Origin of the sequence: Sporocytophaga myxococcoides DSM 11118, assembly GCF_000426725.1 — a bacterium.
Classification (GTDB): domain Bacteria; phylum Bacteroidota; class Bacteroidia; order Cytophagales; family Cytophagaceae; genus Sporocytophaga; species Sporocytophaga myxococcoides.
On record NZ_KE384560.1, the window covers coordinates 810162 to 835345 of the forward strand.

General features: G+C 37.2%; 19 protein-coding genes. 6 read left to right on the forward strand and 13 right to left on the reverse strand.

Translation table 11 applies throughout. From position 1 onward, the window contains the following. Positions 1-2: 2 nt before the first annotated feature. Both K350_RS0121800 and K350_RS29905 read right to left on the reverse strand, forming a co-directional pair. Positions 3-728: a nucleotidyltransferase gene (locus K350_RS0121800; RefSeq protein WP_028981712.1), complete on the reverse strand. Its 726-nt coding sequence runs from the start codon at positions 726-728 to the stop codon at positions 3-5. 140 nt (positions 729-868) lie between these two features. After that, positions 869-1900, reverse strand: a complete 1032-nt coding sequence (locus K350_RS29905) for an SDR family NAD(P)-dependent oxidoreductase (RefSeq protein WP_051313478.1) — start codon at positions 1898-1900, stop codon at positions 869-871. Between the two features lie 37 nt (positions 1901-1937). Between K350_RS29905 and K350_RS0121810 the strand changes: the two genes are divergently transcribed. The 3 genes from K350_RS0121810 (at position 1938) to K350_RS0121820 (ending at position 3678) form a co-directional block, all read left to right on the forward strand. Further along, positions 1938-2636, forward strand: a complete 699-nt coding sequence (locus tag K350_RS0121810) for an SDR family NAD(P)-dependent oxidoreductase (RefSeq protein ID WP_028981713.1) — start codon at positions 1938-1940, stop codon at positions 2634-2636. A 31-nt stretch (positions 2637-2667) separates the two neighbouring features. After that, positions 2668-3240: a pentapeptide repeat-containing protein gene (locus K350_RS0121815; RefSeq protein WP_028981714.1), complete on the forward strand. Its 573-nt coding sequence runs from the start codon at positions 2668-2670 to the stop codon at positions 3238-3240. 141 nt (positions 3241-3381) lie between these two features. Beyond that, complete coding sequence (locus K350_RS0121820) at positions 3382-3678, forward strand: hypothetical protein (RefSeq protein WP_028981715.1); 297 nt, start codon at positions 3382-3384, stop codon at positions 3676-3678. A gap of 9 nt (positions 3679-3687) precedes the next feature. Here K350_RS0121820 and K350_RS0121825 read toward each other — a convergent pair whose 3' ends face one another. Genes K350_RS0121825 through K350_RS0121840 form a run of 4 tightly spaced genes read right to left on the reverse strand, consistent with a single transcriptional unit; the run spans position 3688 to position 8631 of the window. Continuing rightward, complete coding sequence (locus K350_RS0121825) at positions 3688-4707, reverse strand: SPASM domain-containing protein (RefSeq protein WP_028981716.1); 1020 nt, start codon at positions 4705-4707, stop codon at positions 3688-3690. Between the two features lie 2 nt (positions 4708-4709). Then, the gene (locus tag K350_RS0121830) at positions 4710-5300 is read right to left on the reverse strand and encodes a transposase (protein WP_028981717.1); all 591 of its coding nucleotides are present in this window, start codon (positions 5298-5300) and stop codon (positions 4710-4712) included. A gap of 11 nt (positions 5301-5311) precedes the next feature. Continuing rightward, entirely contained in the window at positions 5312-6568 is a 1257-nt protein-coding gene (locus K350_RS0121835) for a DUF5723 family protein (RefSeq protein ID WP_156027142.1), read from the reverse strand. An 11-nt stretch (positions 6569-6579) separates the two neighbouring features. After that, positions 6580-8631 (reverse strand): hypothetical protein, encoded by a 2052-nt coding sequence (locus K350_RS0121840; protein ID WP_028981719.1) that lies wholly within the window; start codon positions 8629-8631, stop codon positions 6580-6582. A 211-nt stretch (positions 8632-8842) separates the two neighbouring features. Here K350_RS0121840 and K350_RS0121845 point away from each other — a divergent pair, with 211 nt between their 5' ends. After that, a complete protein-coding gene (locus K350_RS0121845) occupies positions 8843-10729 on the forward strand; it encodes a T9SS type A sorting domain-containing protein (protein ID WP_211236768.1) in 1887 nt (628 codons plus the stop codon). Positions 10730-10740: 11 nt separating this feature from the next. Here K350_RS0121845 and K350_RS0121850 read toward each other — a convergent pair whose 3' ends face one another. Together K350_RS0121850 and K350_RS0121855 are read right to left on the reverse strand one after the other, a co-directional pair. Further along, positions 10741-11376, reverse strand: a complete 636-nt coding sequence (locus K350_RS0121850) for an NAD(P)-dependent oxidoreductase (RefSeq protein ID WP_028981721.1) — start codon at positions 11374-11376, stop codon at positions 10741-10743. Between the two features lie 110 nt (positions 11377-11486). Next, positions 11487-11918 carry a transposase gene (locus K350_RS0121855; protein ID WP_028981722.1) on the reverse strand — a complete coding sequence of 144 codons (432 nt, stop codon included), beginning with the start codon at positions 11916-11918 and terminating at the stop codon, positions 11487-11489. A 234-nt stretch (positions 11919-12152) separates the two neighbouring features. On the opposite strand from K350_RS0121855, the gene K350_RS0121860 reads away from it, so the two are divergent. After that, positions 12153-13286 carry an AI-2E family transporter gene (locus K350_RS0121860; protein ID WP_028981723.1) on the forward strand — a complete coding sequence of 378 codons (1134 nt, stop codon included), beginning with the start codon at positions 12153-12155 and terminating at the stop codon, positions 13284-13286. A 44-nt stretch (positions 13287-13330) separates the two neighbouring features. Here the strand turns inward: K350_RS0121860 and K350_RS0121865 are convergent, their stop codons facing one another. Together K350_RS0121865 and K350_RS0121870 are read right to left on the reverse strand one after the other, a co-directional pair. Further along, on the reverse strand, positions 13331-14938 hold the full coding sequence (locus tag K350_RS0121865; protein WP_028981724.1) for a mucoidy inhibitor MuiA family protein: 1608 nt from the start codon (positions 14936-14938) through the stop codon (positions 13331-13333). A gap of 56 nt (positions 14939-14994) precedes the next feature. Continuing rightward, on the reverse strand, positions 14995-16728 hold the full coding sequence (locus tag K350_RS0121870) for a phytanoyl-CoA dioxygenase family protein (RefSeq protein WP_028981725.1): 1734 nt from the start codon (positions 16726-16728) through the stop codon (positions 14995-14997). 413 nt (positions 16729-17141) lie between these two features. Here K350_RS0121870 and K350_RS0121875 point away from each other — a divergent pair, with 413 nt between their 5' ends. Continuing rightward, a complete protein-coding gene (locus K350_RS0121875) occupies positions 17142-18566 on the forward strand; it encodes an RtcB family protein (protein ID WP_028981726.1) in 1425 nt (474 codons plus the stop codon). An 82-nt stretch (positions 18567-18648) separates the two neighbouring features. Here K350_RS0121875 and K350_RS0121880 read toward each other — a convergent pair whose 3' ends face one another. The 3 genes from K350_RS0121880 to K350_RS0121890 form a co-directional block, all read right to left on the reverse strand. Then, on the reverse strand, positions 18649-20220 hold the full coding sequence (locus K350_RS0121880; protein ID WP_211236769.1) for a reverse transcriptase family protein: 1572 nt from the start codon (positions 20218-20220) through the stop codon (positions 18649-18651). A gap of 232 nt (positions 20221-20452) precedes the next feature. Continuing rightward, entirely contained in the window at positions 20453-22096 is a 1644-nt protein-coding gene (locus K350_RS0121885) for an SWIM zinc finger family protein (protein WP_028981728.1), read from the reverse strand. Between the two features lie 3 nt (positions 22097-22099). Continuing rightward, positions 22100-25159, reverse strand: coding sequence for a WGR domain-containing protein (locus K350_RS0121890; protein ID WP_028981729.1), 3060 nt, complete (start codon positions 25157-25159; stop codon positions 22100-22102). Positions 25160-25184 lie beyond the last annotated feature (25 nt).

Consider the following 25184-nt stretch of genomic DNA (forward strand, 5'->3'; position numbering starts at 1 on the left):
TTTTAAATACTTTTAACAGTAATGATTTTATAATGCCAATCTATAATATCTATGGAATATTGAGTATGATCTACAAGAGGTCCTCTACATACTTTTTCCACCGGAGCTGGAAGCTCATACTGCCCCTTAGCTCTTTCCAGCAGCATCTCAAACAACCACCTCGGAATTTTGTCCCGTTCAGAAGGGTATATAAACTGGAAATTCAGAAATTGACCCAAAAGCAAATGCCAATGCTGATCAAGCCTTTGTAAAACTCTTTTCCAGTCAATGTCATCGCTCTTTTTCAAAATTAGGTGGTTAACATCAGAACCATCATAGTGCGCTCTGTCCTGAATATAAATTTTACTCCAGATAAGTTCTTCAGGTGCAACATATTTAACCTTTACACCATAAAGTTCTCCAGGCACTGCATGCTCAAACCAACTATCATCTACAGGACAAAGATTGTTTGTAGTGTTAAAAATAAAATCTACAAAATAATTGTCTTTTAAAGCTTTGGCTATCCATCTGGCATCGGTGACTTCAATCGTCCAACCATGGGCAGCAAGCAATTTTAGAATTTTTATATAATCGCCCGCTTTGCAAAACAAATCCAGATCTTTTTCCCTGACAATTCCTGTATAGTTTCTAAGAGCGACAGCTCCTCCAACAAGTATAGGCAGATTTTTTTCCGTTACAAATTCCAGCACAGACCGGAAAAACTCATGCGCCTCTTTTTTTAAAATCATATCTTGAATTCCCTCCTTCCTCAGATAATTTCATAATTCTGTTTCTTGGATATAAAATAATTTTCTTTGGAAAAGATTGTTGTTGAATTATAATTTTATGTCCAGTCTTTTGACCTTGATGTTTTAAGGTTGGAAAGAGGTCAGATCTTTTCCAAAAGTTTTGGTACAGTTTTCTTTTTCCCCATAAATATTGTGAATAGCAATGCCACTGAACTAAATAGAACAGAACCCCACAGGACCGATCCGGGAATTTTTCGGGATGGACTATCAAGTTCCCAGCCACCACTTATCGTAGCACATTTTTCATTAGATTCATAAAGGTTTCCCTTTGTATCTTTTGTATCTTCCAGGCTAAAATGTCCTGTTAACACAGCTTCTCTGTAATCTTTGTTGAAGCGCTTTCTGCCAAGAAATTTAAATAGTTTAGAGAATTTTCTTTTTCTTTCAATAAAGGTTTCAGCCTTTGGTTTTGAAATGAGTTTAGCAATTTGTTCTGCAACAATATGCGGACTGAGAGGATTTCCAGGGGCAACTATTCTTTTACCCATATAGTTGGCAGCCTGGTTATAAATGGGGGTGTCTGTCGTATCAGGTATGATGGAGCAAATGTGTATGCCTTCTATATCAGAAAGTTCTTCTGCAAGGCTAAGACTTAAACCTCTGATTCCGAACTGGGTCATGCTATATGGTATCGCAAAAGGTTCTCCTGCTATGCTGGCAACAGAGCCAACATTAATCAGTATGCCTTGCCTGTTATGTTTGAAATGAGGCACAATATGTTTGGCGCCATAAGCGTACCCTAAAAGATTAGTGTCCAATACTTTCTTAAGGTCTTCAGAAGGAATGTCTTCCAGTCTTCCTAATACAGTAACTGCAGCATTGTTAATCCAGACATCTATTTTTCCATATTCGGTTACAGCTTTGTCTATTAATATTTTTATTTCGGCTTCTTCAGAAACATCTGTAGAAACAGCAATCGCTTTACCACCGAGTTTTACGCACTCGTAAGCCAGATCCTCCAGTGCCTTTTTTCTTCGTGCTGCCAGTACAAGGTAAGATCCTTTTTTGGCTAGTTTTAATGCGGTAGCTCTTCCTATTCCACTTGATGCTCCGGTGATGACGACTACCAGGTTCTTTAATTTCATATATAAGTCTCTGTATGCTTTAATCATAACCTTTAAAGTTTTATTATTGTTGAAATAGTAGAGTATGGAACAAGTAGCCGTAGTAACAGGAGCCAATAGAGGCATAGGATTAGAAATTTCAGCAAGACTGGCTGACCTTGGATTTACAGTCGTCTTTACTTCAAGGGATGAAGCAAAAGGATTACAAGCAATGAACGGTCTTATTAAATCAGGAAGGAAGTTTGTTTTCTTTAAACTTGATGTTACTAGTAAAACTGATGGAAGAAAGTTATCTGAATTTCTGGAAAAGGAATATGGAAAAGTAGATGTGTTATTTAATAATGCTGCTATTCTTCCTGATGAAAATGAATCAGCAGTTACAGTAGATCTCTCTATGGTAAGTAAAACATTTGAAACAAATACTGTCGGAGCATTTATGGTTGCTCAGTCTGTAATTCCTTTGATGAAGAAAAATAATTACGGAAGGATCATAAATATCTCCAGTGGGCTGGGAGCACTGAATACTATGGGAGGTGGGTATCCTGCATATAGAATATCAAAGGCTTCCTTAAATGCTATTACCAGAATGCTTGCAGATGAACTTTCACCTTTCAATATAATAGTCAATAGTGTAGATCCCGGTTGGGTAAAGACGGATATGGGTGGTCCGAATGCCAGCAAAACCACAGCTCAGGCTGTAGACAGCATTTTATGGCTTGCTCAGTTGCCTGATAATGGTCCATCAGGAAAATTCTTCAGAAATAAGCAGGAAGCTCCATGGTGAAAAGTTATTTTTGTGGAATAGTCTTACACATATGGAAGGTACGCTGCACCAGAATAAAACTTTTGAGAAAATAATTTTCACCGAAAAAGAATTAAGAAACAGAGAATTTGAAGGATGCACTTTTACGGGATGTGACTTTTTGAATAGTAATCTTTCAGGGAACACATTTACTGATTGTATATTTATAAGTACTAATTTCACAATGGTAAAGCTCCAGGGAACCAGTCTTAAAAATGTCCATTTCAAGGAGTGTAAAGTAATGGGTGTTGATTTTAGTAAATGCAAAGATTTTCTATTCTCGGTCAGCTTTGATAACTGTATGGCTGATTATACATCATTTGCAGCTAAAAAGATGGCTAAAACAAAATTTATAAACTGCTCAATGAAAAGCGCTCAATTGGCCGGGGCGGATCTCACTTCTGCACGATTCGATAATTGCAATCTGGACAACGCTGTCTTTAACAAAACAATCCTCAATGGTGCAGATTTTACTACTGCCTATAATTTTACTATAGACCCTGAAACGAATAGCCTTAAAAAAGCAAAATTTTCCACGAATGGGCTTTCTGGTTTATTGACAAAATATGACCTGTTGATAGAATAAGACGAATTTTTCTTAACATTTAGATTAAAAAGATCTTAAGTATCTGTCGAAAGTTTTAAAGAGAACATAGAATAAACAAGTTGATTATCTGAAACTTTTGGGAATCTTTACGAAAAAAACTAGATTTAACTTTTCAAAAATATGAAATCTATCATCCAGGGTTCTCTGTTGCTTGCATGTATGGCTTGTTCCAAGCCTCAAAAGAAAGAACTTTCCTTAACAGACTTTGAAACGAAAATCAAATCAGATATGGATTATTACTCAATGGTGGAGGCCTTTGGAAAGCCCGCGAAGGATATAGGAAGGGGTATTCATATTTATGTTTATGACCTTAAAGATTCCACGAAGATGCTGGTGGGCTTTACTGATAAAGTTTTGTACGCAAAGCAGGTTAATCATAAGGAAGAGATCGTGAAAGACGTGCTGGTCGGTAACTAATCCTGGATGTTAAGCCCAGACCTTCGTTCCCTCTGTGCAGTTTTTACACATTTCTATCTGACTTCTGCTCTGGAATAATTGTTGTCTGAAGTTATTATAACTTGTTCCAAACCACACTTCCCTAAAAGTATTTAGTTCTAATGTTCCTAACTGATGCTGTGCGTCCTTATCGAAACAACAGGGGACTACTTTCCCATCCCATGTAATCACGCAGGAATGCCACATTTTCCAGCAGCCATCATCCAGACTGTTTTTGATTTTATATTTTCCTGAAGAGTCTTTATAATATCTGGAGTATTTTGAATCCTCCGGTATCAGGGAAGATCCCCCTTCATAGTCATAAATCTGAGCAGTCTTTAATCGCACCTCATCAACGCCTATTTCCTTTGCAAGGGCATAAACCTCATCGATCTGATGTTCATTGGGCTTAACAACCAGAAATTGAAAAATTACATGAGGAGTCTGAGATTTTAGCTCTTTCTTCCATTTTATAATGTTTTTGGTCCCTTCAATTACTTTATTCAGATTTCCTCCTACACGATAAGACTGGTAAGTCTCCTGTGTGGTGCCATCTATAGAAATAATCAATCTGGACAAGCCCGATTCTACAGTTTTTTTTGCGTTTTCCTCATTCAGGTAATGAGCATTGGTGGAGGTCGCTGTATATATCCTATGAGACTTGGCAAATTTTACCATTGATAAGAAATCAGGATGCAGGTAAGGCTCGCCCTGGAAATAGAAAGTGAGGTATGTCAGATGGTCCTTCATTTGACTTATTACATTTTCAAAAAGTTTAGCTTCCAGCATCCCTGTAGGTCGGGTAAATGAACGTAAGCCGCTGGGGCATTCTGGACATCTTAAATTGCAACTGGTAGTAGGTTCAAAAGAAATACTGACAGGTAAGCCAAGCGCATGAGGTTTTTTTAAAAGTCGGGAATAATAAAAGCTAAAAAGGACCAAAAATGCATTTTTGATCCTTTTTAGCTTGAATGAGGAAAGCAGATTCAGTGAATCATGAAATTTTCCCATTGTTATTTTTTTGAAAGATATGATATTATTCCTGCATGAGGATCATCTTTTACAGAAGGCCAGGTGGTTGCAGAATTCTTTAAATAATCTTTTACCTTTTTCTGAGCTGAACGGTCATTGATTTTAAAATCAAAATAACCGGATTGCCAAATAAAATCTTCATAAACGTTTTTGCGCAATTCAATTAATGATGCAGCTTTAAACCATGAAATCAGATGATATACAGAACCTTTTAGCATGAATGGATTTTTTCTTCCAACCATCAGACCAAAAGAGATTTCAAATCTGGAAATATCGTGTACTATAAAATTTCTTTTTCTGGTGTTGGAGTCAATCTCCACAACAGCATGAAGACAATTAGGCATTATTACAAAGTCTTTTATTGTAATATTGGAAAAGTGATCTTCTGCCTGGTTCAGATAGTCCTCAACTATTTTACCCGCTTCAGTCAGAATGATTTTTTTACCATCGACTTTGCTAAGGGTAAAGTTATCGTTATTCGTTACGATGGTAAGGCAAAATTCGCCCTCCAAGCCGTAATTCTCGTCTTTAAGCAGTTCTTCCAATTTCAGATTTCCGTATTCGTCTGCCATAAAGGTAGAAACTAAAAGGTTTTTGTAAAAGAAAAATTTAAACCGAGTCCGGAAGATTTAGAAGGCATTGCCACATATTCTATAAATAATCCATTTAAAGAAATAAAATATTTGTCTTTAAAAGATTTGGCTAAACCCAACTCTACATCTCCTTTTCCGTACCCACCATAGCCAAACGCAGGTATTACAATGAGAGTTTCAGTTATGTAATAAATTCCTTTTAAATACACCCTCGGAAGATTGCTGGCATTCCACATATATTTTAATCCTCCTGACATACTGATTTTTGAATTAAAATGCTGGACAAATTGAATGTGAAAAGTTGCAGGGATGAGGTATGAAATATTCTTTTTTGTGTTTTGAATTTTTAAATCCTTTGCAAGAGAGTCCGAATTGTAGCGATCAAGAAATCCGTTGTTCAAGGTAAATATATCCTCTACGAAAAAACCATCATATCTATAGGTGGAATCGCCACGGTAGTTATTTAAATTTTTCCATCTGATAAAACCTATGTCTCTGGCTTCTAATAAAAGTGTAGATTTTTCGCTTACATGGTATCTGCCATAGAGATTTAACGAAGCTCCTAAACCATCAGAACTGAAATTACCTTTGCTTCTATCGGAATAAGAGATATTTGGATCAGCATTGATATCGATATATGCTCCGGATGGCTCTGTATATAAATCTCCACGGTTCAATATAGCCTGATTAAATCTTCCACCTCTGATAAATGACAAACCACCACCTACTCTTAATTTTTCATTCAGATCTTTCTCAAGTCCGACATAAAGGCTTTGTGAATCAAAATATCTGTATTTAAGTGGGGCAATGTTGATGGTTTGCCCTGCAAATTGGCTGTTACCTCTGAAAACGAGCTCAAATAGGTCTTTCGAAAACTTCGTGTCCAGGTGTTCTTTATAATAAAGCCCCGCTACAAAACTTACTGAACCAAGACTGGCTCTGCCACTAATCCCGGCGGAAAAATCAAATCCGAATCGGTTGACATCCTTCAATCTTTTACTTACCTGGTCTTTTAAACCATTGTCGATAAAACCTCCAAATACCAGTTTTTTAACAAAGGAACTGGTAACGGCATTGCTGTTATAACCAGAACCTGCTGTGATGTCCAGGTAATCAGAATCTCCGGCTTCATTGACATAAGCAGGATTTCTCAGATCATACAAAAATCTGAAATTTCGGTCTGTTTCGAGCTGACCAAAAGAAGTAGAAGTGATCAATAAAAAGGCAAAAAGGTAAACGTATTTCATCACAGATTCAATCATTCAATAGTTACATTAACATTTCCGGAAACAGTGACATCCAGTTCGTAATCACTGTAAATTTTATAATAATCTCCTGCTGGCTGTGTGTCAAATACGGCTTTGAAAACCATGAATTTGGAGTGCAGTATGTTTTGTATGGAATTTTCATCGCTAAGATTATACCTGATGATACTTTGAGATTTGCCAACTGCTTTTCCTGCATTTACAGGAGCAGGTTTGATAAATTCAGGAGAAATAAGTGAGTCAATTAAGCTTTTATTGGCATCCAGAAAATAGAGTTTTAAGTTAGCTGAGATCGGAAAACCATTGTTGGCAATAAGATTCAGATAGCCGCTTTTAACAGATGTTTCGATTTCCTTTGTAAGAAATTCAATAGTGTCAGAAAGCTGTAGCTTATTAGCCAGCAGGTTCAGCGGCACCTCCATATCCAGAAAAACATTTAAAGGAGAGCCATAGTATGCAAACTGAGCGGTATCAAAGTCGACATCTTTGTTTGCAAATGCCTGTACCTGATAATCTATAGAGTAAGGCATCATGTTCAGCAATTCTCTACCTTGAGCGCCTAGTGAAAGAGTGGAAGTATCCGAACGTAATGGATTTTCTTTGGCGGCCTTAATGACAGTAGAAATATTCTTGATTTCAATAGGAGGGACACCGGGTCTATTTCCCTTAATGCTACTGACGTCAACAAAGCCGCTTACACCAATCCCGTTTTCTACCTTGATTCCGATATTTGTGATTTCCTTAAAATTCAAATTTCCACCAGTGACTTTCTTAAAAAGGTCAATAGCCGCAGTGCCGGTTTGGGAAACACTTTCTTTTCCCAAATAGCCCCTTACATATTCCGGGACCATATTTTCCATACTGATCTTTACAGCCATATAATCGTCCAGGGAAAGGTAAATGAGTTTACCAGTATATTCAATTCTTCCTGTAATCTTGTTGAAGAATGCATTGAAAGTTGTATCTGATCTTATTTCACCTTTGGAATTGACACCTCTTAGATCCAGAACGTATCCTGCAAGGTCGTATTCTTTGACGAAAGGTGTGCCGGACTGGTTTGGAGGCACGACATCCTCAATTCTGAATCTAGTGCCGGTTCTGTCTGTGGCCCCGGGAATGTCATAGGTGAAGTAAATATTATCCTGCGCAGAACTGCTAACTTCCACACGCACTTTACCTGAGCGCAATTTTGCTTTGGTCAGCTTTGCATCTCCCATGTTTACGAGGTATACATAGTTAGAATCATCGATTACATTTTGAGCGGGAAAAATAGCATTTGCTGAATTTACTTTTACATCGGAGATTTTAATAGTAACTGTGATAACGGAACCAGGATCCATATAAGGAACATTGCCAGCCGCGACTGTCACCATATTGAGCACATAGGCATTCATAATATCACCTTCTACTTTTTTTCCGGCAAGGTCTGTGGAGCGATTGCCATTGCCGCCGGAGGGTAGGTTTTTATATATCTCATTATAATAAATATTATTACCAGAAGCATTTGTCAGTCTGAAATTGACAGAATCAATAGTAAATGGAAAACCATTATTTACAGTAACTTCCATTTTACCTTCCTTTATGTCGGCTTCTTTGAAGAAAAGTCCGGTAGGAAGCCCTATTGGAGGCAAATTGATACCTGAGATTGCAGGAACAGGTCCGTTTTGTTGTCCTAAATATTTTTTTAAATCCTCGTTACCAGGCTGGTCAGCAAGTTGTTGCAATGTAATTTTTTGTGAAAAAGTTTTAGAATCCAGCTTAAGTTCACTCAGTTTTTTCGAGGTATTGTATTCGGGGAAATTCTTTTTGCCAAGATTGAGCAGGCTATCCAGAGTCATAGAATACAGCAGTTCTCTGTTGACTATTTTCAGGCTGTTGTCCGGATTTTTCTGAATGATACTGTCTTTGATAATATCATCAATTCCAAGATTGGTTTTAATAAGTGGCGCAAGAATTCCGGCATCCCAGCGCGGTTTTTCAAACTCCTTTCTGCAGGATACAAACAATACCAATAGGAAAATGATAATTATATTGAAGGTCTTCATAATCTGTTAAGTGCTTTAGCTATAGGGTATTTGTCGAAGCAAATGAGCCATTTACCATAAAGGTGAGTAGCATTTATTCGGGATGAAACCAAAAGGTAATCATTGAATCGTACAAATTTGCTAAAATTTCAAATACAATTCGCTTACAATTTAGGGCTTAGAATGTATAAAACATTAAATTTCTGTCAAGATTACTTACATGCCCCATTTTGTGCGATTCATATTGTGTTTGTCTCTGATTTACAGTTTTCCTGCTTTCTCCCAGATTGCAGGAGTAATAAATACATATGCCAAAGTTACTGTAATAGACCAAACTTGCAATTCTGTGTCAATAGCACCGGCTACAGGGTTTTCAGTAGGAGACAAAGTGCTGATTATTCAGATGAAAGGGGCCCAGATTGATCAGAACAATTCTACTGCTTATGGTAATCTTACAGGCACGGGCCTTGGGAGTGCAGGCAATTATGAAATCAATGAAGTAGCAGCAATCAGCGGCGCGATTTTATATTTGAAATATGAATTGATCAGAATCTATGATCCTGCCCAAAAAGTTCAGATAGTTAATATTCCGGTTTATTCAGATGTAACAATTAGCGGCGTGTTGACTAGCGCTCCTTGGAATGGCGAGACAGGCGGAATTCTGATTTTTGAATCTACAGGAGATGTGACGATGAATGCGAATATTGATGTATCAGGGATGGGATTCCGCGGGGGAGCTTGCAGTCTTAGCGGGGGAGATTGCGTATTATTTCAGAGTGGTCCATTTTATATTGCAGGTCCATCTGTCAAATCAGGTTTGAAAGGAGAGGGGGTAGCTGAATTTACTGCGGGAATGGAAGCTGGAAGAGGAAAACAACTGAATGGAGGAGGTGGAGGGAATGAGTTAAACTCCGGAGGAGCAGGTGGTGCAAATTATGGTAATGGAGGGAATGGGGGAAATATTTCTTCAGGGTGTGGCTCCTTTGCATCAAATAATCCAGGTATAGGGGGATTGGGATTTGGAGCAGCTATTGAAACTCAGAATAAAATATTCCTCGGCGGCGGAGGAGGAGGAGGACATCAGGACAATGGTCTTTGCAATGCTGGGGGTAATGGTGGTGGAATAATTATAATTAAGGCAGTAAGAATTGAAGGAAACGGTTTTTCAGTATTAGCCAACGGAAATCCAGTTGTTGAAAATTTACCTGATCATGGGGATGGAAATGGGGGTGGTGGAGCAGGCGGAACCATTCTTCTGGATGCATCTGTGTCTTCAAGTTTTATTTCAATACCCCCTAATATTTATGTCTCAGGTGGGAAGGGAGGAAATACAAATAATCAGAATAGTCCAACCAGAAATTTTGGTCCGGGAGGAGGTGGAGGAGGTGGAGTTGTATGGCTAAAAGGATCTGCAATTCCTGTTTTGCCAATTACAGTTACAGGCGGTTTACCTGGAAATTCCAGGTTATGCGCTTGCCCACATGGAGCAGTTCAGGGAGCTAATGGAAGTACCTTACTGAATCTGACCATTCCAATCAGCAATCCCGAAGGAGATGGAGTATGTTACAAGACAACTCCTGTTCAATTACTACACTACACAGCTACTTGCAAAGACGGCTTTGCTTGGTTATCCTGGAGTACAATTTCAGAGATAAATAACAAGCTTTTTACCATAGAAAAATCTGAAGATGGCATTCATTTTTTTGAAATTGGTAGAGTTACAGCTACTAAATCTTCTATGACTTCCAGGTATGTTTTTAATGACAATTTAAAAGGGAGAGAGGGTATGTATTATTATAAACTGAGCCAGACAGATGAAGATGGAACAGTAAATTTTCTTGGTATCCGCGCTGTAGCTATAGATGGAGGAATAAAACTTGTTCAGAGCGTTTTCCCAAATCCATTTACCAAGTCTGTGACCATTCAGTTAAACAAAGATGAGGAAGAAATTTATGTAACGATTGTGGATATGACTGGCCGGGTGGTGCTTCAAAGTATAGAAAATCAAGTAGAAAGCAGAAAGGTAGTGCTCTGTAATGAGCATCTACCCTCTGGTGCATATATTATGGTTGTCAGAAGCAGTGAAGTTGAAGAAAAGATCCTTTTGATAAAAGAATAAATATTACAGAGTTAATAGCCCACTGTAAATCGGGTTTTTCTGAAATTTGGGTTTTCAACTTCATTTAAAATGGCTACTGCAAAATCTTCCATCGAAATTCTGCTGGTACCGTTTTTGTCGATTAGAAGTTTGTTGGTACTAATTCTAAATATGCCGGTTCTGTTTCCCGGCTCAATCATGGCAGAAGGACTTATATTGGTCCAGTCCAGGCCAATTTCCTTTTCATACAATGCTAATGCTTCTTTATGAGCTTCAGCTATAGCTTTCCATTCCGAAGGAAATTCAGGCGTTTCAACGAGAAGCATGCCATCTCCCACTTCAAGAGAGCCAGCGCCACCTACTGCAATTAATCTTAATTTACCTGATGCTTTAATGGCATTAATAAGAGCTTTTGTAGCCTTTACCAATTTATCTGTGTCAGACATGCCTGGTCCGAAAGCACTAATCACAACGTCTGAATTTTTAACTACCCCAGAAATCTGATCTGAATCAAAAATGTCGCCTTGGACAATTTTCAATTTCGGACTATTATAAGCCAACTTTGAGGGATTTCTGACAATTGCAGTAACTTCATGTCCTCTGTTTAAAGCTTCTTTTAGTATTCTACTGCCAATATTGCCAGTAGCCCCTATTAATGCTATTTTCATGTATGTCTAAAATCTTGAAAAACAGCCGGAAGATTATTGGGATTGTAATCTTATAGTCCCGCCCTTTTCATAGATTAAGCTGATTTATGAAAAAGTGTTGTATAATTTTTTCATGAAGCCTTAGGGATTGAAGATTCATTCAGCACTTCCAGGTATGTAATCAAGATAGGATCTTGCTCATTTTTCCTTATATACTCCTTTACTTTTCTAAGAAAATCCCACAAAGGTTCATAGTATTTATGATTGGTATTTACCTGAAGTTCATCCACAGTAAGAGTGTTACCTTTTTTTAATAATAAGTGAAGTGTAATAAAGAAATATGAAATCGGAAGTTTGCTGCCTTCAAGAACAGTACCGCTTCTGATGGTTGTTCTGAATTTGCAATCCTTGCATTGGAACTGTTGTTTTGATTTAAGCCAATAATGATGAGTAGAACCACATTTTTTGCAAACTACTCCTTTTTTCAGACGGAATTTTTTGAAAGCTTCAATTGCAAAGCCTTCATCTTTATATACGTTTAAATATTCTACTGTTGCCTGCATAGTTTTTAATGGTTTAATATCACATTACAAAAGTAGTAATTCTATATTAAATCTATAGAGTAATAGTAGATTATTTTCGCCAATTTGGTGGTATGATTCTCAGAATGATGTTTTTTGTGAGTTAATGTATTGGTTGTTAGTATTTTATGTTTAGGCTGATGAGATGGATGTTGGGTTATGAATTAATAATTAAATGCCATTAAACACGGGATGGCTTAGATGAGTTAAAATCTAATGGCACATTCAAACGAGCGAGGATTCACGGACAATGCATATTTCAGATTCTCAATTTTAGTTATTACAACCTATTTTTTCTTTTCAGGACTTTATTATATCCAGGGCATAATTTCTCCAATACTATTTGCCGGTATTCTTGCAATGCTGGTTTTGCCTGTTTGTAATAAACTAGAAGAGAAAAAATTGAGCAGGGGAATTTCTATACTAATATGTCTCTTGCTTATAATATTGGTAGTAAGTAGCATTATATATCTATTTACATCCCAACTGATTGAACTCAGTGATGATTTTCCTTATATCAAAAAGAGAGCGTTGGAGAAATATTCTGAGGTCAATAAATTTATTGAACAGGAAACCAGGATATCTGTGAGTAAGCAGAATTCCATGTTGAAAGAAGGGTTTCAGAAGTTTCTTTCCGGAGCAGGGGATACTTTTAAAGAATTATTAATGAATCTAAGCACTGGTTTTGGTAATTTCCTTCTTGTCCTGATCTACATATTTTTCTTTTTACTGCTCAGAGATAGAATAAAAAACTTTATCCTGATGCTGTTTAATCCTGAAATGCATGCACAGGTAAATCTGATCATTGATAAAATCAAGAAGCTATCAATCCATTACTTATCAGGATTGCTGGTAGAAATGATTATATATGGTGTGATTTCTTCAGCAGGTTTTCTTCTTTTGGGAGTGAAACAGGCTATATTTTTCGGATTCCTTGGAGGTGTTCTAAATCTGATTCCATATCTGGGTGCACTTATTGGTGCCATTTTACCTTTTATAGTTGCCTTAATTTATGAGGATTCATTTATGTATCCTCTGGGTGTTATCGGTGTAGTGCTGGTAGTGCAGTTTATTGATAATAATTTTGTAACACCAAAAATAGTTGCGGGCTATATTAGAATAAATGCTCTGGCCTCCATCATAGTTATTTTTATTGGAGGGGCAATATGGGGAGTTGACGGTATGGTGCTGTTTCTCCCATTGCTGGGTATAATGAAAATTATATGTGACAATGTACCTGCGCTCAAGCCTTATGGATATCTGGTTGGTGAAGATGATGAAGAAGCAAGTGGTGGATTTGGAATAAAATTAAAGGACTGGATTCAAAGGAAGCTAAAGAAAAATAAATAAGATAAAGAAGCTTTTCCGGAAGCTTCTTTATCTTACCAATTTAGTTAACGAAACTTTGGACACATTACCTTTCCGGTTCTTTTTATTATAACCACCTTGTCTCTCGGAAATTTTACAGAATAGCCTAGTTTAATTTTAGAAGTCATAGACGCTGGAATATCAAGCTTCCAGGTAAGTTTACCGTTTTCTTGCATATAAGAAGCTCCATCGCTTTCTTCCAATGAAATCTGTATTTCTTCTTGTTGGGCAATTGGAATCTGATCAAAGATTTCAATCTGAACAGGTTTAGAATTAAGATTTCTGACGTCTATCTCATAGCTGAAGTTTTCCACTAATTGTAGTCCTATTAGTTTTCGGGTACTGAAATCTTTTTTCTTTACTCTGGATATCTGTATGGCAGGATCCGGACCCAGTGATAGTTCCAGGGAATCACCAGCAGCTAAAGGATCTAGATAAGTTTTACCTGCATAGGTACCACTCTGGTAAACGTTTACCTCACCTTCTATAAGCTTTAACCCTTCCCAGTCCTTAATGCGGGCTATAAGATAAGCTTTAGCATCCATTTTTGGTACAGATTGATATAGATAAGAAGCCTCCAATACTGTTTGTTTTATATCTGCAAGATATTCTCTCGTTGAAGAAGGTATGGTGTGTTCTCCTTCAATGTTAAAAATCATTTCACCTTCTTCCAGCTCTATTTCCTGCTCTTCAGTAGCTCCTTTTTTGATTTGCTTTTTAGATAGAGAGCCTTCATTTCCGGATTCATTATAACCATAGTTTTTACCATTCCTTTTTTTCTGATGATAAGACAATACCCATGTTTCTAAAGCCGGTGCCGTAAGGGACCTGGAAGGATTACCTGCATGAAGGGAAATTTTACTACTGTTCCAGTTTTCTCCTGAATTATTAAGGATATTTGCTTTGTATTCAAGTTTTAAAGGCTCCTGTATATTTTTATAGAATAAAGAATAAATGGGTGACCATCCGCAGGATTTTACATAATAGTTGAGTTTAAAGGTGACCTTCTGCTGAATAGAACTTTCAACCAACAAATATATATGAGCCGAAGTTGCAGAGTCTGCTCTCAGTACCTGCTTCTGACGGCTTATAAGTTTTTGAAGTTTTTTATTTAATTGCTGTTTCTCACCTTCTCTTTGCAATAAAAGATTATTGATCTCGTCCAGCTTTTTTCTTGTATAGTTGAGAGCATTGTCCAGTTCAGTTACAGAAAGACCCTGGGCGTTTCCCACGCGTTTTGAGTTAGCAAGAAGAGACTTCTTTTCTTCTTCCAAAGCATCGTATTGAAAGTCTTTATATTCAATTTTTGTATTAACCTTTTCAATACTATCATTTAATTCATTAAGCTCTTCAGTTTTACTCCATTCGTTTGTGAAATCTATTCTGCTTGAAACGGAAATGATTTTTACCAAAGGTGTTGATGAAATATTTAGGCTTCCCGGATCAATATTAGAAGAAAGACCGGTTATGATCATTTCTGTTTTTCCCTGATTTAGCTGAATACTAAAGGTTCTGCTGATTTCAGCACCCTGGGAAAACACACTCACTTCTTTGATTGCAGGGTTGTCTATAATTTTTTGTCCCTGAATTTTAATAGAAAAAAATAAAAGGAAAAGCAGGAAAAATGATCTCATATTTGAATAGTTTTTAATTAATTATTTTTAATTGAAAAAGGTAAGTCTATTAAATTTCATATATCTGATTTTTCAGCCCATTTTATATCTCCAGGTAATTCTGATGAATTAAATTCAAGATGAAGCACTCGTCTGTGTTTTTGATTTGTCCCTTTTGAAGAAGCATGTAACAACAGCGGTTTCATAAAATGTATCCCACCAGCTTTAACATTGCAGGGGAGTGGCAAACTGTTTTGAGTGATGGTTGCAATCTGATCATCATTAAGCTTCTTCTGATGAGATCCAGGTATTATTTTTAAGCCACCATTTCTTTCATCAGTGTCATCCAGATGGATTCTTATAGTCAGAGTGTTTTTAAGTATTTCTTCAGGCGGACAAACGCTGATTACATTGCCTTTCTGGGTCCATCCCGAATAACCTTCTGTTTCTGTTTTTTTATCGACATTGATGGTGATATCCTGATGCCATGTCACATACCAGTTGGATTCAGGAGGTTTATCAAAATAAATGGCTTTGGATAAAAACAGATTGTCTTCTTTGCTGGCAAGTATTTTCTTTAAGTTTTTATTAAACAGAAAAGGTTTAAGCTCAGGGAGCTCAATCAGAACCTGCCTTATAGCATATACTTGTTTATTCTCTTTTGGAAGTGTTCTGTTAAAATACTCCTGAATAATTGCCTTGATCTTGTTTACTTCTTTTTTAGTATACACGTTTTGAAGAATAGATGAGCCTCTACCTTCTGCTATTTGCAAAGCCAATTTTATGCCTGAAGAAGTGAGGTCAGCATCATACAGGTCGACTGCATGGGCAAGTCTTTCTCTGATTCGTCTTTTCAGGTTCTCAGGTTTTATTACTCTAACAGCATCTCCAAATCCAAGGATTTCTTTTTCCAATTCGAAATTTAGTTGAACTTTTAACGAGATTACAATGCCGTTTTCAGTGGTTTCTATTAATTGTTGTGAATGATGAAGTGGTTTGGTAATCACATAGGGAGCATTTGTCTGATCAACAAAAAGCATTACATTTTCGGGCTCACCGTTAGGGTTGACTGAAACTCCGATTACGTCCTTGAAATAGTCTTTGATATCATCCTGCTTGTATCTTATATAATTAATATTGGAATGAGACAATCCCTCAATACGATCCAGTGCCAGATTTAACATCGGTTGTCCCCTTTTGGTGATGCCAAGAACAAACCATCTGTTGCGATATTCTTTTAACAGGTATGGATGAAAAGATAAAGTGTTTGCTGTTCTTGATTTGAAAGATTTATATACAATATTCAAAGGTGTTTCATTAATAATCGCCTGGTACAAAGTATCCAGGTACTGAAGGCCTTTGAGGTTTTCATTTTTTTCAAAATCAATAACAGAACTTTTATTGGTTTTGGAAGAATGTATCTTATCTTCCAGACGTTGCACCATGCCGCTCAATTCCTGAAAATGACTAAAGCCGCTGAATTGCTTTAATAGTTCAACAACCTCAGTTAGCTTATTCAGATCATGTCCGGTTAAAGGTATATTGGTGATAGAATAATCAGGATCCTCATAAGTATAATATTTTTTCTCCAAAACGATTATAGGAGCATTATAGCCTAGTTTATCACTTCTCATCATCTGGATATCCATTTGAATGGACCTTTTACTTATCCCTTTGTCTATTCCTTCATATTCGTAAAGTGCTTCAGAACAAGCCTCGATTAAGTCTTCCAGTGTCCATTTTCTATATCTATTTTGCAGACAGTTGTCGATGGTTTTATATCTAATTAATGCGTTTCTGTTTACAGGCATTTTTTTAAGTTGGATTAACCTCACCCTAAATCCCTCTCCTGAAGGAAAGGGACTTTGGTGAGCATGTTAATATTTGGTTTTGTAGGAAAATTTTTATTTAAATTAATACATCTTTTTATTGTCATAGACTGTTCCCTTCTCCTTCAGGAGAAGGGTTAGGGATGAGGTCTTTTGCTTTCACTCTTAAATTTAAAAAAAATATTTTACACTGCGCAAAAATAATGCGTAGTGCCTTTTCAATTTTGAGTCATTCATTTAAATAAACAGATATTTAAATGTGAAACCCTCTCCGCAAAATGCCGGAGGGGCTTTCGTAAGAGAAAATTCAATAGAAGAAATTTCTTTTTTAAAGTATTGGTTATTAAATAGAATGAACCGGATTTTTTAATAATAAAGAGATAAGAAAATAAATCATGGAGAATAAAGTGAAAATAAATGGAAATCAGTTAATTGAACTAGGATTTCCGGTTGGTAGAGTAATCGGTATAGCTCTGGAGGTTATTCAAAAAGAGTATTCCCTGGTCGAACCGGAAGAAGTTCTTGATATAATGAAGAATGTATTGTCTTCTCCATCTGATTTTCTTAATGATTTAAAAACTTCTGCAATAGCTGATGAATTAATGAAACCTGTTATAAAGGATGAAATAATAGATCTATTTCCTTCTCCTCAGCCTTATAAAATCTATGGTAAAGAAGGGATAGAAGGGGGAGCTATCAAGCAGATGGATACTGCTATGAGACTTCCGGTTTCTGTTTCAGGAGCGTTAATGCCTGATGCACATCAGGGATATGGTTTGCCTATCGGAGGAGTGCTAGCTACCAGGAATGCACTAATACCTTATGGCGTAGGTGTAGATATCGGTTGTCGTATGTGTATGTCTATTTTTGATATTCCTGCAGGTTATGTAGAGACAGGAAAAAAAGACCTGACAAAGATGCTTGTTAATAATACTATGTTTGGAAGGGCTACATTTAAGAAGCCCAAAGATCATGAAATTATTTCAAGTCCTTTGTTTTCTGAAATTGAAATTTTGAGAGGTCTTAAAGACAGGGCTTATGCGCAGCTTGGATCTTCCGGAGGTGGAAACCACTTTGTCGAATTCGGTATAGTGGAAGTGGTAGATCCAAATAATGAATGGAACATCACTCCTGGAAAATATCTATCGCTCTTGTCGCACTCAGGTTCAAGAGGAATGGGGGCAACGATTGCAAATTACTATACCAAACTGGCAATGGAAACATGCAAGTTGCCTCAGGAAGCCAAGCATCTTGCATGGCTTGATCTTGATACTGAGGCGGGGCAAGAATACTGGCTGGCGATGAATCTTGCCGGTGACTATGCATCTGCATGTCATCACCAGATCCATGAAAGGATGGCTATAGGCCTTAGAACCAATCCTATCACTATGATTGAGAATCACCATAATTTCGCATGGAAAGAAAAAGATGTGAAAGGTAATGATGTAATCGTTCATAGAAAGGGAGTTACTCCAGCAGGTAAAGGTGTGTTGGGGATTATTCCGGGTTCTATGACTGCACCTGGGTATGTGATAAGAGGTAAAGGTGCTGATGCATCAGTAAATTCTGCTTCACACGGCGCAGGTCGAGCAATGTCAAGAACCCAGGCTAAGAATACTCTTAAACCGGAAGCTGTAAAGGAACAATTGCAAAAGGCAGGCGTTGAATTAATTGGTTCCGGGTTGGATGAGGCGCCAATGGCGTATAAAGATATCAGGGCGGTTATGGAAGCTCAGAAAGATCTTGTTGAAGTTGTTGGAGTGTTCTTACCGAAAATTGTCAGAATGTGCGGAGATGAGAAATTTCAGGAGGTTGATTAAGATCAGGCTAAATGCAATACATAAAAAAAGGATCATAATGAAGTTATGATCCTTTTTCTTATTATGTCTATTAGCTTCTAGATTACCAGAATTTCCACCAAGGCTTTTTGTTTTCTGCTTCAGGTTGATTTGCAGGCTTTGAGTCAACAACGTTGGTGGTCGCACTTTGCTTTTTAGGTTTATGCTTGATTACATGTTTGAAGCGGTGTGCTTCAAGAATTTTTTTAACTCTCTCTTCAAGTGGTTTTCCTTTTTCAGGGTTTACCATCTTTACAAAGTTTGCATACCCTTTTATTGAAGCAAGTAAATTGTTGCTATTGTTCCAGTGTTTTCCTTTTATTGTTCCCTCTTTTTCTATTTGATGCAACAGGGCTCTGAATTTATCCAACTCCTTCCTGCATACGCTCGGCTTGTCATTAACAACAATTCCTGTTACTTCTTTTCTTGCGCCCTTCCTTTGTACACGAAGTTTATCAGGATTAATATAAAGCTTTTCGTCTTTTATTATTTTCTTAACAAAACCTAGAAGAGTAGAAGTATTAGAAGTTGCTACTCCTGATGCAGAGAAGGTGAGATCGTCTGCATACCTTGTATAGTTGAAATTTAGTTTGCTTGCAATTCCTTTTAATCTCAGATCAAGTTTACGGCAAATAAGATTAGTGATTGCCGGGCTGGTCGGTGCTCCCTGTGGAAGAAATCTGTCGCTACCTGCAGCATAGTATGTTTCTCCGTCCAGTTCCACCTGATCACAGTCCGGTTCAGTACAGATCAAAGCGAATATGGTAGAAATCTGTTCAGAATACCCCAATGCAATAAACAATCCTTTAACTCTTCGATAATTGATGGAAGGGAAGAAATCCTTAAGATCTATATTTACAACAACATCAGCTTTCACGTGTGGCAATGCATTACTGACAATGGATTTCTTCTTGACAAAGCCATGTGCCGATTCTGTTGGATCAATTTTATTAAGAATGTTTTCAAGTATCCAATGCTGAGCCTTTTTAAGCCTGGGCATAGGAGTAGAGATAAGTCGTTTACCTCCTGTTTTTTTGGGAATATAAAACCTTTTGTAATGATTGATTTTACTGATAGTTCTATTGTAGGAAAGAAATCTTAGTTCACCTATAGTGATCTTCATTGCTGCAGATAATTCTTCTGCAGTTTGGAGTACAGGCAATTGGTATTTTAAAAGCTTGCTGTTCTCGCTTATCTGGTTATTTAAACCTTTAGAAACTTTTTCCCCGAGATAAATAATGTTTTTATCTCTGAGTTCTTTCCATCTTGCAGCTTTGGCTTCTCTCTTTTGTTTTCTGAGAATTTTGTTTTCTTCTCTCTTTTTTCTGGATTGTTCAAGTCTTGCTTGCCTTACCTTTTTCAGCGCTTCTTCTCTGTTTTGATAAATCCGCTGCTGCTGAAGTAGCTTATTCAGTTCTTTGATAAGGTCAGCCTCTTTGTGGATCAGCATCTCCGGAATTACGGAAGCTCCTTCATCACTTTTCCAGAAGCCTAGTCGCTGCATTTCTTCAAGTATTACAGCATTTCTGCCGCTTGATTTAATGCGCTCATACAACTGTTGTCTGGTCGGCTGAGAGTTTTCTGTGTTGGCCATAGGAGTATAAAAAATGGTAGTGTACAGGATATTCTTCGTCATTCTGAGGACCGGATTGGTCAACTCCAGCGAGACGTCACTATATGCTTATTTCAATTCCTGGAATTCTCACCGGAAATGAGCATATAGTGGCAGGATCGCACAGTTAAGAACGAGCCGGTGGCGCGTTAGTAAGCTGTGTACAAGGACTGTGATACACAGCCCGGGTTGCAAGATTTTAATACCCTGCCACTACCATTACAAAGCTAATTTTTATATTTATCTGTTACAAACTTTAATACAAATTTTGTTTTTTTCTGAAAGCAATTCTCAAAGCAAGCATATGCTCGCATGGTCCCTGCATCAGTTTATTCTGCTGAAAGAAATTACAACTACACTTTCCACTTACTATTCTTTCATCACTGTCTATCACAAGTTCTGGTTTATAAGTATGGTTATCTTCTTTAACGCTTCCTGTTAACTTTTGCTTTCCTCCGGATACTTCTGCATTGAATTGAATGCTTCTGTTATTGAAGAATCTATTGGCTTTTTCTTCTCTTGCATTGGAAAATCTAAGTGATTCAAGTGGTAAGCTTTCTCTTGAAAGCTCTCGTATTCTATAACAATTATTGTTTATATCATAAATTGCCTTTCCTTGCTGGGTAAAGGCTGACAAAGCTCCAAGGACGAGGGATTTATCCAATTGAAGTCTGGAGGCCAATACTTCTGGCTTTTCCACCCATTTTTCTTTTAATCCTATAAAAACCTTTTGCATGGTCATAGGATCTGCTTCGGCTCTTGGAGCAAGAAGGTCAAAGTTGCCCAGGCGAGACCAGTCATTAGCTGTCCAACCAGACAAGCCAAGTGTAAAATTCATGTCTCCTAAATCTGCTACATAAAAGGTGGGAAGGCCAGAACCCAAAAGAACAACTTTAAAAGATTTTGCTACTGGTATTAATCTTTCTAACAACAGTAATCTTCTTCTTCCCCATACTCTGATTTCTTTAGCTTCATTTCCCGTATAAATAGATCTAAGACATTTGATTTCATAATTCCAGGGTTCAAAGATCAATCTTATGGGTTCTCCGGGTTTCAGGATATACCGGATGGATCTTGGTCCTTCTTTTTCTTTATGTCTTTTGAGTACAAAACAGATGTTGTATACATCCATAGGATGTAATTCGAAAGATGTAGCAGGAATTGACATCGCTGAACTAACCTGCAGGAATCCTCTTACCCAGCTTGCAGGTACATCTATTTTAACTTCTTTATAGCTTTCTTCTGCAGTTGTCTGAACCTCAAATCCGGAAGGGTCTATATTGAAATGCGTATCCTTATATTCTCGTATCTTCTGAAATTCATTATACAAGCTTGAGGAATAATCGATATTCGTCGTGCCGCATTTAAATTCGCTCAGGTTTTTAAATACATTATAGTTACACCCGAGTTTGCCATAAGAAGATTCGTCCTGACTGAAGCACTCAAAAAATAATTCGTCCGGATGAATGGTTATAACAGGGTCATATACCCTCATTAGCTCCGGGCTGGTTCGGTATAGGTACTGAAAATATTTGTTTTGAGCTTTGTAAAAGGGTTCCATTACATTATATTTCTCCCTTCTTACTTTTTCAAGCTCTAACCTTATGCCTTTAAGTTTTTGTTCCACATCTTCTGCGCCTCCCAGATATTGAGCAAGCCAGATATCTTCTTGTTCTTTTGCCCATGTTTTGTAATCCGTTTTGTCTTTTGGCTTAAAACGAAAATCAGAAACTACTATGTCATGAAGGGCAGAGATGGCTTCTCTGAACGGAATATGTTTGTTAAGATATCCTGAGAAGTAGGTTGGTTCACGAAATATATCAGGCGCAAAATTCATGCTTGTAGAACCTGAAGTATTTTTAACCGTAGTATCTCCTTTAAATTTATAATTGAATTCCATCGGTTATTTCTTTACATATTCAGAATAGTCAACTACTTTAACTAGGTTGGGTAATGAAGGATATTTTTTTCGGATATCTCTGAGAGCGGCAATACATCCGGCCTTTTCCGATATTGCCATTGAACCAGATACTCTGTTAAGAATTTCCGATGCAATCTGTGCAATGGATTCATCTTTCAAAGCTTCTTTTCTCAGAAATTCCATTGCTCGAACCTTTGCTGCTTTACCTTTATTTACCTGAGAGAGTAAGGTGGTAAAATATGGCTTCAGTTTTTCAATAATGTCCGGTTTTCCTCCTGCATATGTTTCAATGTATGAAGAAGTAAATAACTGCAATCTTGTGTCCGGGTGCTGACTTAATTTTAATAAATATTCTTCTCCGTCTTCGCTCTTAAAGGATTTCATAATCATTTCCTTTCCAAAGTTCTGAACTGTTTCCCTTGTGCTGTCACAAAGAGCAATAAGATTTTCTGCAGACCAGTCTTCCTGTTTGAATTTATTTCTGAAATAATCAAAAGCAAAGTTTCTTGTGTCTTCCCAGTCTGAATCTACAATTTTCAATGCTTCTTCCTTATTTTCCTTTACCTTGGAAAGATTGTTATTGTAGTAGTCCCATGCATATTTTCTTACTTCTTCATTAGGGTTACCAGATATTTTTACCAATTCTTCTATTGACAAATCTTCTTCTCTAATGGTCATTTTCAGCAATGCAGTTCCCAGTTGTTGTGCAGATCTGAATTTTGAATTAAGAAGACCAAGGCTCTGATTTTTATTGATGACTGAAAGACTGCTACTTAGTTCTGTTGTGAGAAGACTTAGTAAATCCTGATGCAGGCCTTCATAAGTTTCCTTCATCAGAAATGCAGGAACAAACAAATTAATAAGCTCATTGCCGAATACTGGGTACGCTTTGTTAAGCTTTGCTATAATTGGTCTCACAGCATTGCGGACGTCCGGAAGGGGAGATAAACAAAAGCTGATGAGAAGCTCTTTTTTCTCTAATAATGATGTTTCAGAAAATCTTCCTAACAGCTCAATACCCGCAGATCTTGCTTTTCCATTTTCTGATTTTAAAAGAGCTTGAAGAAGGTCTCCTGGAATCAGTTCAGGATTTAATTTTTTATAAACTAGTATCGATCCGGCAATTGCATGAACTTCTGGAGATTTATGTTGAAGCAAATCTTTGATGATGTCTGTCCCAATGAAATCCAGTTGGCTTTTAAAGATATGAAGCAATGCCTGGCCTGCATGTGAAATAAATTGTTGATCATCTTCTGATTTAACTTCAGTTTTGATGATGGTAGCAAGAATTTTTCCAATGATTATTTGAGCTTGTTCATCAGGAATGTTTGCTGAAACCAGAAGAGATCTTACTTTGGTTTGAATTGAAGGATTCCTCAGGAAAATCAATTCTGTAATGAATTCTGAATTACTTATGAAAACTTGTTTCTGTTCTTCAATCCATTGCAGAGCCTGTTCGTTGGCTTCATGTAAAGGACTTTGAAGCATTCCAAGTAACAATTGCGTGTCAGGATTAGCTTTATTATAAACTTTCAGAGCTTCTTCCAGACCAACCTTTCTTGTTATTTCGAAAGCGGTATTCAGAAAGTTTACAATATTCCCAGTAGTGAGCTGATTAGCGAATTCAGGATTTGATCTAAAAATCTTTAAGGCGAACTCATGCACCTGTAACGCTCTGGAAAATGATAAGAGCCTGATGATCTCTAGTGTTGCATTGTTCCAAAGTTCAGGAAATGCTTCTTCTCTCTGAGATGGCGCTTCATTGCCTGGGATATAAGGTGCTATACATTGCCATCCGTTTAGTCCCAAGGTGTATCTCGGACTGTTCTGGAACAGAATAAAGTTGAATGCCCTATATACTGCATTCGTTTCGAAGTATGTCTTGGTCTCAATTACATCGTGCCTCTTTGTTTGCTTGTTATATACATATGTATATGTGGAACGATGAAAGGAGGGCTTGCCGTCTTTGCTATCGTCAAAAGCTAATAATACTCCGCAAGCCATTTCTTTGTATGATGAAGAGCTCGCTTCGCCAAGCTTTCTAAGTGACCTGAGAATTCTTGCCGAAAGGTACCTTTTGGTTTTACTGCTAAAAGCCCCTTTATCACTATATGGTCCCGGGGAATGTTTATCTATATTTTTTGCAACAATCCCAAAGGTTTCATAATCCTCCCACATTTCAGCCATTTTAAATATATGTCTGATATGTTTGAAATAATTAAAGGTGAGAGGAACATCATTAATTATCCTTGATAATATTCTCTTTAATTCGATATTATTATGAGATAACCGATAAAGTGCAGACAGGTATTCATTGGATGTTGATTGAGTTTTAAAGAGTAATTCTTTAAGTTGAATCTCAAGCCCTGAATAATCTGACGACTGAAGCAATTTATTTATATGCTCTGGAAGCATTGCAAGAAGAGACTCTCCGACTGTTTTTCTTTCCGCAGGATCAGAAATTTTGAATAATGCCTCTGATACAATTTCTTTTAAATACTGAGGATAGTCCTGGTTTTTTTGTAATGATTTGAGGAAAGAGATGGAGTTGGTATTCCCGCATTTCCCGATAGTCCAAACTGCAGAATAAACGGAAACATTGTCGGACTGGTGAGCCAGTTTTTGAATGAAAGGAATTGCCTCAGAAATATTAAGTTCTCCTGCTCTCCAGAATACTCTGGACAATGGCCAGTTTTCGGGTTCATCACCATCAACAGCGTTTTTCAGAATTTTCAGAATAGCTTTCTTTCTCCGGTCATTGTCTTTGGAACTTTGAGCAGGTTTGTTAACAACGCCCATCGGTTCACCCTCTGTAGAATATCCTTTACTTCTTTTTTCCTTTTCAAGAGCATCAAAAACTTTATTCGCTTCCTGCAGGTCTACAGGAAATATAGTTTTGGTGCCTTCTTTCAGGGTAGCGCCTCTTCTTCCATAACGGAAATTCACCAGAAATCCATCTCCGGATTCGCAAAGGTCAATTTCATAAACTTTGTCAGAGGTTCCTTCCTGAAAGTATAATTTTATTTGCTTTATCAGTTTCAAAACAATTAGAGTTAAAAGTTTTCTG